The 10,026-nt window shown below is 69.7% G+C and carries 8 protein-coding genes; 2 read left to right on the top strand and 6 right to left on the bottom strand.

Features of this window, described 5'->3' with window-relative positions; genetic code table 11:
• The 3 genes from ACWDU1_RS22930 to ACWDU1_RS22920 form a co-directional block, all read right to left on the bottom strand.
• Positions 1-666, bottom strand: a 666-nt coding sequence (locus ACWDU1_RS22930; protein ID WP_450001385.1) for an ABC transporter permease, incomplete at its 3' end; no start/stop codon positions are given.
• Positions 663-1,472, bottom strand: coding sequence for an ABC transporter permease (locus ACWDU1_RS22925; RefSeq protein ID WP_450001383.1), 810 nt, complete (start codon positions 1,470-1,472; stop codon positions 663-665). The genes ACWDU1_RS22925 and ACWDU1_RS22930, both read right to left, overlap by 4 nt.
• A complete protein-coding gene (locus ACWDU1_RS22920; protein ID WP_450001381.1) occupies positions 1,469-2,587 on the bottom strand; it encodes an ATP-binding cassette domain-containing protein in 1,119 nt (372 codons plus the stop codon). Before ACWDU1_RS22920 ends, ACWDU1_RS22925 begins: the two co-directional genes overlap by 4 nt.
• 268 nt (positions 2,588-2,855) lie before the next feature.
• Here ACWDU1_RS22920 and ACWDU1_RS22915 point away from each other — a divergent pair, with 268 nt between their 5' ends.
• Positions 2,856-4,373: an aldehyde dehydrogenase family protein gene (locus tag ACWDU1_RS22915; RefSeq protein ID WP_450001379.1), complete on the top strand. Its 1,518-nt coding sequence runs from the start codon at positions 2,856-2,858 to the stop codon at positions 4,371-4,373.
• Between the two features lie 52 nt (positions 4,374-4,425).
• Here the strand turns inward: ACWDU1_RS22915 and ACWDU1_RS22910 are convergent, their stop codons facing one another.
• Complete coding sequence (locus ACWDU1_RS22910; RefSeq protein ID WP_450001377.1) at positions 4,426-5,664, bottom strand: TetR/AcrR family transcriptional regulator; 1,239 nt, start codon at positions 5,662-5,664, stop codon at positions 4,426-4,428.
• 134 nt (positions 5,665-5,798) lie between these two features.
• On the opposite strand from ACWDU1_RS22910, the gene ACWDU1_RS22905 reads away from it, so the two are divergent.
• Positions 5,799-6,608: an enoyl-CoA hydratase-related protein gene (locus tag ACWDU1_RS22905; protein ID WP_450001376.1), complete on the top strand. Its 810-nt coding sequence runs from the start codon at positions 5,799-5,801 to the stop codon at positions 6,606-6,608.
• Positions 6,609-6,730: 122 nt separating this feature from the next.
• Here ACWDU1_RS22905 and ACWDU1_RS22900 read toward each other — a convergent pair whose 3' ends face one another.
• Together ACWDU1_RS22900 and ACWDU1_RS22895 are read right to left on the bottom strand one after the other, a co-directional pair.
• Positions 6,731-7,720 carry an alpha/beta hydrolase gene (locus ACWDU1_RS22900; RefSeq protein ID WP_450001387.1) on the bottom strand — a complete coding sequence of 330 codons (990 nt, stop codon included), beginning with the start codon at positions 7,718-7,720 and terminating at the stop codon, positions 6,731-6,733.
• A gap of 328 nt (positions 7,721-8,048) precedes the next feature.
• On the bottom strand, positions 8,049-9,566 hold the full coding sequence (locus tag ACWDU1_RS22895; RefSeq protein ID WP_450001374.1) for an AMP-binding protein: 1,518 nt from the start codon (positions 9,564-9,566) through the stop codon (positions 8,049-8,051).
• Between the last annotated feature and the right edge of the window lie 460 nt (positions 9,567-10,026).

The raw sequence follows: 10,026 nt of genomic DNA, 5'->3' as shown, positions 1-10,026 counted from the left end.
CGGGACGAATCCGGAGTTGAAGAACATGAGCAGATTGGTGAGCAGGCCGACCAGCTGAATCAGCAGCGGGCCTTCGGTGACCGTCGCGACCGCGGTGATGAACACCGCGAAGGCGATACCGAACAGGATCGGGATCCCCATCAATGCCAGCGCGGCCCACGGCCCCTGCCCGAAGCGGAAGCCGAGCGCGAAGCCCACCGCCAGCACGATCGATGTCGTGATCAGCACCCGGATGGCCTCGGCCAGCAAACGTCCGGTGAGGCCCGCCGATCGATGGATCGGCATCGTCCAGAACCGGCCGAGCAGACCGGATGCCTTCTCGGCCTTGAAACCCAGCGCGCTGACCACGGCGCCGGTCATCGCCGCCACCAGCATCATCATCGGGACCGTGCCGTAGATGGCCGGCCGCCCGGTGAAGGAGGAAATGGACTCGTCCAGGACGATCCAGAACATCACCAGCGTGAGCCCGGGGTAGACGATGGTCTGGATCGTGGTCGCGGGATCACGCAGCGAGGCCGTCAGCAGCCGTTTGCACTGGATCCAGCTGTGTGCGGCCCAGAGGGCCGGGGACTTCTCGGACCGCGCGGCGACACGGGGTAATTCGAGCGCGGCGGTGTGCTCTCGGTCGCCGGAACCGGTGCGCACGGAGGAATCGATAACGCTCATGCCCGCCTCACGCTCGCCCACACCGCGAACGGCACGAACAGCACCGCCAGCGCGATCAGCCAGATCAGGCCGACCCGCAACACCTCCCAGGTCACGCCGTCACCCGCCATATCGCGCAGCGCGTAGGCGAACTGGGTGATGGGCTGGTTGCGCACGAACGGCTGGACCCATTCCGGAAACCCGGTCTCGGGGACGAAACCGCAGGACATCATGCCGAAGATGAGGGTCGGGAGGGTGAGCGCCTGGCTGAGGGACGCCGGGCTCTTGGTGAGACTGCCCAGCCCGTCGGCGCCGATCGCCAGGATCGTGCCGACGGCGAGCGCGAAGGCGCAGAATCCGATCGTCTGCCCCCAGCCGGCGGTGAATTCGAATCCGATGATGTGCCCGTAGATCAATGCCGCGGCCAGCGAGGTCACCGACCGCACCAGGCCGGCGGCGATGCGCGAGGTCAGCGGCACCAGGATTCCGATGGGCATGGTCTGCAGCCGGGAGCTGAAGCCGGTCAGCGCTTCGAAGGCGGCCAGCTGCGCATTCGACATCATGGTGAACGCCATCGTCTGCAGCACCACGATCGGCATCACGAACTGGGCGTAATCGATGCCCTGGAATTGCATGACATAGCGCAGGGGCAGGTAGAAACCGACCGTGAACACCAGGGGCGTGAGTATCGCGGCGACCAGTTCACCCCGGGTGGCCATGGTCCAGACGACCCGCCCGGTCAGCGCCCGCCACTGGGCGAACGCCGACACCCGGGTACGCGGCAGTTCGGCGAACAGTTCGGTGCGGGCCAGGGCGGGCGCGCTCACGAGTTCTCTCCCGAGGTCTCGCCGCGGCCGGGGTGCCCGGTGAGCGTCAGGAAGACATCGTCGAGCGACGGCCGGCGCAGGCCGATATCGGCGAGCGCGATATCGGCGGCATCCAGCCGGCGCAATGCCTCGGCCAGGGTGGCGGCTCCGTCCGGAGCCGGAATCGAGAGCCGGTCGGCGCCGGCCAGCTCCGCCGACACCGCGGCCGGGACGAGTTCGCCCAGCGCGGCGGCCGCACGCTCCAGCGCGCTCGGGTCCAGCGGAACCACTTCGCAGTAGCTGCCGCCGGTTTTCTCCTTGAGTTCGTCGGCGGTGCCCTCGGCGATCACCGTGCCCTTGTCGATCACGATGATGTTGTCCGACAGCACATCGGCCTCTTCGAGGTACTGGGTGGTGAGCAGCACCGTGATGCCCTGCTCTTTCAGGGCGCCGACCAGATCCCAGACGCCCTGGCGGCTGCGCGGGTCGAGTCCGGTGGTCGGCTCGTCGAGGAAGACGACCTCCGGGCGCACCACCAGCCCGCAGGCGATATCCACTCGCCGCCGCATACCGCCGGAGTACTGGTGCACCGGGCGCCGTCCGGACGCGACCAGGTCGAATTCCGCGAGCAGGGTGTCGGCACGGCGGCGGGCCTCCGACCGGCTCAACCCCATCAACCGGCCGAACAACTCCAGGTTCTCCCGGCCGGTCAGGTTCTCGTCGAGCGCGGCGTACTGGCCGGTCATCATGATCGACCGGCGCACCCCGGCGGGGTCCTGGCGGACATCGTGACCGGCCACGATCGCGGTACCGGAATCCGGCCGCAGCAGTGTGGACAGGATCTTCACCGTGGTCGTCTTACCGGCGCCGTTGGGTCCCAGGATTCCCAGCACGGTGCCGCGGGCGACACGGAACCCGACCCCGCGCAGCGCGTGCACATCACCGAACGATTTGGTGATGCCCTCGACCCGTACCGCGTCGTCGGACGCCGTCGCGGCCGCTACGGCGCCGTGGGTGGCCGCCCCGTTGCCGGCCCACCGGTGGGTGGTCTCGAGCCCGGACGGCCGGATGTGCACCGACTCCGCCGGTGGGACATTGTCGCCGGCGGCTGGCCCGGCTTCGTTCGAACTCGGCATCAACTCTCCACTATCGGCCGGACAAGCGTTGCGGGTGACCGGCGCATCGGTATCCCGCTGGATGATCCCTGGCGCCGGGCGCGATGTTACCGGCCGAGGTCACAGGCACCGGCCCGCCGCCGGTACCCCGAACACCCGTGGATCAATTGTGCGTTTGCTCACAGGCCTCGGCCGATCCGTTATCCACCCTGGTCGGCGGTGCAAGGACAGCGCACGGGCAGTGCTGGTGCCTTGTCGGGCCGGTACGCACCACCATAATCTGAATTTCATGGCCGATACCGCGCAGCCCGAGGTGGCAGCGCGTTCGGGAGGACCCGGCCGACCGAGCGTGCTCACTTCCTACGACCCCCGCACCGGGGAGATCGTCGGCACCCATGCCGTCGCCGGACCGAGCGAGCTCGCCCGCGCCGTCGATACCGCCAGATCCGTCGAGAACTGGTGGTCGACAGCGGGTTTCGGCACCCGCAAGCGACTGCTGCTGGAGTGGAAGCGGGTGATCGCGCGCCGGGCCGCGCAACTGGTGGACATCCTGCGCGACGAGACGGGTAAACCCGAGGCCGATGCCGCCATCGAGGTCTGGCTGGCGGTCGAGAATCTCGACTGGGCGGCCCGCAACGCGAACCGGGCGCTGGGCCGGCGCACCCTGGCCTCGAACTGGCTGACCCGCAATCAGCGCGCGTCGGTGGGCTATCTGCCGCTCGGCGTCGTCGGAGTCCTGGGGCCGTGGCAGAACCCGGTCTTCACACCCATGGGTTCGATCGCCTACGCCATGGCCGCCGGGAACGCGGTGGTCTTCAAACCACATGAGCTCACCAGCGGCACCGGTGCGTGGCTGGCCGAGACCTGGCGGGAGGTCGCCCCGGACAAACCGGTCCTGGTGGCCGTCACCGGAGACGAGTCCACCACCGCCGCGCTGTGCCGATCCGGGGTGGACAAGATCGCCTACGCCGGGCCGGAGGCGCAGGGCCGGGAGGTGATCGCACTCTGCGCGCAGACGATGACGCCGGTGGTCGTGGAGAACTCCGGTAAGGGCGCGATGATCGTGCACGTCGACGCGAAACTCGACGACGCCGCCGACGCCGCGGTGTTCGGGGCCATGGCCAATGCCGGCCAGAACGCGACCGGTGTCCAACGCGCCTACGTGGCCGCGTCGGTCTACGACCAGTTCCTCGATCTGGTGGTGGCCCGGGCCCGGGCATTGCGCCCCGGCGGCGACCGGCGCGCTTCCTACGGGCCGATGATTCTGGAAAGCCAGACCGAAGTGGTGCGCAAACAGGTCCGCGACGCCCTGGCCCGCGGCGGACGCTCGGTCGTCGGCGGCCTGGACTCGATCCGCGAACCCTATGTGGAGCCCATCGTGCTCGCCGATGTACCCGAGGAGAGCATCGCCATCACCGAGGAGGGCATCGGCCCGGTCCTCATCGTGAACAAGGTGCGCGATCTCGACGACGCCGTCACCCGCATCAACGACGCCGGACGCGGTATCGCGGTCTCCGTGTTCACCCGCGATATCGCCGAGGTCGAGGTCTACGCCGAACGGCTGCGCGCGGGCGTGGTCACCGTGAACACGGCGACCACCTACGCCGGCATCCCGGCGCTCCCGTTCGGCGGTGTCGGCGAATACGGCCAGGGCCACAGCCACGGCGTGCTGGGGCTGCGCGAATTCAGCCGCACCCTCTCGATCGCCCGCAACCGGTACGGGGAACCGCTGGGGCTGTCCAGTTTCAGCCGGAACCGCAGGCGGTTGCGGATGGCGCGCACCGTGTTCCGTTTCCGGCACGGCTGACCACACCGGCCGGGCGGTCGTGCTGTTTCGCACCGGTCGCCGATCCGGCCGGTCAGCTCTCGCCCGGCGCCCCGAGCAGCGTGGCCATCATCAGCGCGTGCACCCGGGCCATCTGTTCCGGGCGGGGGTCGAATCGGATCAGGCGGCCCACATCGATCACCTGTCCTATCGCCGAATGCACCCGGAACCGGGCCTCGATCGGGTCGCCGTCGAGCAGGTTCGCCCATTCGTGCACGTTCTGCCGCTGGATGGCGCGCAGTTTGTGCTGCTCGGCCTGCGGCAGATTCGGGAACTCCGCGTAGTACACCGACATGATCTCGGGCATCGTGAAGCTCAGCCGCACATAGCGATCGGCGATCTTGGCGACCGCGTCGGCACGGCCACTGGCCTCGCCCAGCGCCTCGGTGATGGCGAAGGCCAGCCGTTCGCCGGTGCGGTGGAAGGCCGCGGCCAGCAGATCGGACTTACTGCTGAAGTACCGGTAGACGCTGGAGGCGTTGATACCGACCGCCGCGCCGATCTCCTCGATACTGGCCTCGTGATAGCCGCGCCGGCCGAAGATACGGATGGCCTCGGTGAGCAGCTGCTCCCGCTTGGAGGTCACCGGCAGGCCGCGCGGCTGATCGTCGAGCGCCCCGGCCCCGGGAGCGGGCGGGAGTTCGGCGTGCACGATCGACCACGCCATATCCCGCAGCAGCGGGAGCAGTTTCGCGCTCGACAGCGCGGTGCGATGGGCGGAGATACTGCCGATCACGCTGAGTACGGCGGCGGCCAGCAAGGCGACGTCCTCGGCGGGCGCGTCGCGTCGCAGGTCCGCGATGGGCGCCGCGAAGGTGTTGTTGATCTCGTTGTACAGGGTGCGGATCCGGGCCCGGTCGGACTGCTCGAGATAGCGGCCCTCCCACCGGTACAGCCCGGCCTCCCGCCGGATCTCGATGGTGTGCTCGGCGACCGCCCGGATCAAGCCGTCGAGCCGGTCCTCGGCGCCCGCGGTGCGATCGTCGCCGGCCCGGGCCGCCTCCAGCAGTTGTTTCGCGCCTTCCTCGGCAGCGGCGACCAGCAGGGCGTACTTGTTGGCGAAATGGCGGTAGAGGGCCGGACCGGAGATACCCACCTCGGCGGCGATCTCGTCCACCCCGACCGGGTAATATCCGCGCTCACTGAAGGCCCGGGCCGCGGCGCGCATGATCTGCACTTTGCGGTCCTTGGGCCGGCGCCGCCCGTTCTGGCCGTTGCCACGGTCGGCGGGACGAAGGCGCACCGGGTCGACCCGGCTGCTATCCGCGACCATGCATTCTCCGTTCGCCTCGGCGGCGCCGCCGGTGTTGACAGCGCCCGACAAGTCAACCTAAGTTAACCACAATTCGCAACGTTAACCGCTATTCGCCGTACGGTTGGCACCGGACAGCACCCGATGGAGCGCGCATGGTCAACACTGATTCCCCCACTACGCAGCCGACGGGCTTCGCCGCGGTGCACGACGGCCGGGTGTTGCGGGTGACGCTCACCAAGCCCAAGCGCAAGAATGCCATCGACTACGACACCATGGTCGCGCTCGGTGACACCTTCCTGGCCGCCGCCGAGGACAAATCCGTCCGCGTCGTGGTACTCACCGGGGAGGGCGGCGATTTCTGCACCGGCGCCGACCTGGCCGCCAGCGCCGCCGAAGGCTCCCGCGGGATCACCCCCGATATGGTCATGGACGCCGCCAATCGCCTGGTCCGCGCCATCGTCGACCTGCCGGTTCCGGTGATCGCGCGCATCCAGGGCGCGACCGCCGGCGTGGGCGTCGGGATCGCCCTCGCCGCCGACCTGGTCTACGCCCAGGCCGACTCCTATCTGCTGCTGGCCTTCGTGAATATCGGCCTGATGCCCGACGGCGGCGCCGCCGCCCTCGTAGCCGCCGCCGCGGGCCGCCCCCTGGCCGCCCGGATGGCCCTGCTCGGCGAACGCCTTCCCGCCACGGTCGCCCGCGACGAGGGCCTGTTCACCGACGTCCTGGCCACCCCCGAGGAACTGGACGCGGCCGTCGAGGCCGCCGCCGACAAGATCTCCCACGGCCCCCGCCGTGCCCTGGAGCTCACCAAGACGGCCCTCAACCGTGCCACCCTCGCCGCTCTCGACACGGCCCTGGCCGAAGAGAAGACCGGCCAGATCGAACTCCTCCAATCCCCCGACTTCTTCGAAGGCGCCGCCGCCATGCTCGGCAAACGCAAGGCTGTCTTCGCGGAATAGACCCCCACCTCCGCTTCCGGACACCCGGGCTCGACAACGAAATGGGCCGGTCCACCATCTGGTGGACCGGCCCATTCGAGCTTCTGCCGGGCCGGACGCCCGGCCCGGCAGATCGGAGGGTCCTACACTCCCAGTCCCTTGGCCAGCACCGGCCAGGACGCCAGGAACTCGTCTTCCCAGTAACCCCACGAGTGGGTCCCGGACTCCCGGAAGTTGAACGTCGCCGGGATGCCCAGTTCGTCGAGGCGGTTCTTCAGGTTGTGGGTGCAGAAGTTGGTACCCGCTTCGATCACACCGCCGACCAGGATCTGGTTGGCCAGCCCGTAGGAGCCGGGGAGGGTGTGCGGGCCGTCGAGGGTGTCCCAGCGGCCGGGCAGGCCGTTACCGGTGGAGACATAGAGGTCGAGCCCACGCAGCCCTTCGGCGTTGACGTAGGGGTCGTTCTTCACCCATTCCTCGGAGCCCTGCGGGCCCCACATGTTCTCGGTGTCCCCGCCGCCCCAGGTCTCGACGGTGAGCCGGACGAATTCCGAGCCCACCGGGTCGCTGGTCTGGGCGCAGCCGCTGTAGGCGGCGGCCGCCTTGTAGAGACCGGGTTTGGCGATGGGCAGCGCCAGCACGGTGGTGCCGGAGGTGGACAGGCCGGCGAGGGCATTCACACCGTTGGTACCGAGGGCACCGTCGATGAGCGGCGGAAGCTCCTCGGTGAAGAAGGTCTTCCACTTGTTGCGGCCCAGGTTCGGGTCGTCCTTGATCCAGTCCGTGTAGTACGTCCAGCTGCCGCCGATGGGCTGAACCACGTTGACGTTCTTGTCGGAGAGGAAGTCCAGCGTGTTGGTCTGCGCCTGCCAGGACGCCGAATCCTCGCCGCCGCCGGCACCGTTGAGCAGGTACAGGGTGGGGCGGGGTTCGGAGGCGTCGGCCGGGCGCTGCACGTCGACGGTGATATCCCGGTCCATGGCCGTGGAATGCACGTAGAGCCGCAGGTTGCGGTCGTCCTTGTACTCGGCCTTGACGATGCGTGATCCGTCGGGGGCCGTGGGATCGGCCAGCAGCGTCTTGGATTCGATGATCGGATCGGCCGCGGCGGTGCTACCGCCGAGCCCCGTCATCACTCCGGTGAGCACCGCAGTGACCGCGACAATCGCCGCGGCGCGCCTTCCGCCACGCCGGGTGAGTCGACGTATCAATTTCGCACCTTCGCTTCGTCTCGAATTCTCATTCGGGCTCCGTCCGCTACGAACCGGCTCCCGGGCCCGAACGCCTCACAGTATCCGGGCACGGGTCACCCCGCCCCGGGTATTCCGACCGTGTAGTCGTACGTGGCCGACATATCGTTACCGTAGCGTTGCCCGGTGATCCGGCCGCGGCCGAGCACGCTGCGGGGTCTCGACGACCACATACGCCCACGGTGGTGACCCGGACCATAGGATTGGCGGCTCAATCATGCCCGCCCCGGTTGGTGGCGCCGATCACGACGCGCTCGACGCGGCCGAGATATTCCAGTACGCCGTCGCGGCGCCGCACGATATCGCCGGTGCGGTACAGCCGCCCGCCGCCCGCGGCGGCCACGAAACGCGCCGCGGTCGGACCGGGGGCGTCGTAGTAGCCGCGGGCCAATTGCGGGCCGCCGATGTACATCTCACCGGCGGTACCCGGCGGTACCGGACGCAGCCGTTCGTCGAGCAGGTACACCCGGTCGTTGGTGACGGGGCGTCCACCGACCGAACCGACCGTGATGACGCCGGTTTCGTTGTGCCCGTACCAGATGACCAGCTCGGCGCCGGGCAGCAGCGTCATGAACCGTTCGACGCCGCCCGACGGCAGCGCCGCCCCGTCCACCACCACTCTGCGCAGGCTGGGATGCGCGGCTCGGCCGCCGCCGTCGGTGACCGAATCCAGGAACCGGTCCAGCAGGGCCGGGACCACGTGCACGATGGTCACCCGGTTGGCCGCGATCGAGCGGGACAGGTCGGCGGCCCGGCCGGGGTGGTCGGGCATCAGGATCTGCGCTCCGCTGTGCAGCGGCCGGAACAGCTCCCACAGGGTGACGTCGCCGACGGTGGGCGCCGCGTGCAGCACCAGGTCCGCCGAATCGTAGGGATGGCTGCGCTGTGCTCGCCGCAAACGCTCCACCAGCTGGCGGTGGGTGCCCGTGACACCGGTATCGGCGCCGGGCAGGTAGCGGATATCGGCGATATCGTCGGCGGCCACCACCGGATCGGCGGCGGGGTCGGTCGGCAGGTCCAGGTAGAGCAGATCTATCGCGACCACCGAGATCCCGGTATCGGTGGTGACGCCCTGATCGGAGGTGCTCAGCACGCAGATGGGCGCGGCGGCGGCCAGTATCCGGTCGAGTTCCCCGGCGGGCCGCCCGGGATCGACCGGCAGATAGCCGCCACCCGCGCGCAGCACAGCGCAGACCGCGACCACCAGGTCGATACCGGGCTGCATGGCCACCGCCACCGGGGTCTGCGCCTGAACGCCGAAGCGGATCAGTTCCACGGCCAGCGCCCGGGATTTGCGATCCAGCTCCGCATAGCTCAGAACCCGGGCGCCCTGCCGTACCGCCGGTACCGCGGGGGTCCGTGCCGCCTGTTCGTCGAACAGGGTCAGCAACGTGCTCTCGTCGTCACGGAGGCCGAGATCGCGGATCGGCGACATGTACGCGGTGGTCTCGACATCGGTCGCGATGGGCCGCAGGAAGGTGGTCGGCTCCGGATCGGCGGTGGATTCGGGTTCGGTGGTCAGCGTCGCCGGTGCCCGGTCGGTGGCCTCGGGCGATTCGGCGGGCCGCCGTTGCGGCAGCGGGGACAGCCCGGTCCGCGAGGCGGCGGCCTGCTCCTGCTCGGCCTGGGGACGACGCCGGGGCAGTGGGGCCGGACCGGGGTCGCGGGTGGGCTCGGCATCCCCGGCGGCGGCCGCGTCCGACGCCGGTCGGCGCTGCGGCAACGACACGGGTCCCGGCGACCTGTCGTGATCCGGAGCGGTTTCCGGCGTGGGGCGGCGTTGCGGCAGACCACCCGGACCCGCCGAATCGGACTCCCGTCCCGCCTCGGCCCGGCGCTGCGGCAGCGAAGGCGAACCCGGCCCGGAAGCGGATTCCGCATCGGACCGCGGACGACGCTGAGGCAGCGCGGACTGCACCGGTTCGGCCGGAGACTCCGGTTCTGGCCGGGGACCGCGCTGTGGCAAGCCCGACCCCTCCGGTTCCGCCGAAGATTCCGGCTCAGGCCGCCGACCGCGCTGCGGCAGGACGGACCGCACCGGTTCCGCCGGAGACTCCGGTTCTGGCCGGGGACCGCCCTGCGGCAAGCCCGACCGCACCGGTTCCGCCGAAGACTCCGGCTCGAGCCGCCGACCGCGCTGCGGCAGGACGGACCGCACCGGTTCCGCCGGTCGCCGGTCCAGCAGATGC

Source organism: Nocardia sp. NPDC003345, from assembly GCF_053589395.1.
This window is presented reverse-complemented; position numbering and strand designations above follow the sequence as displayed.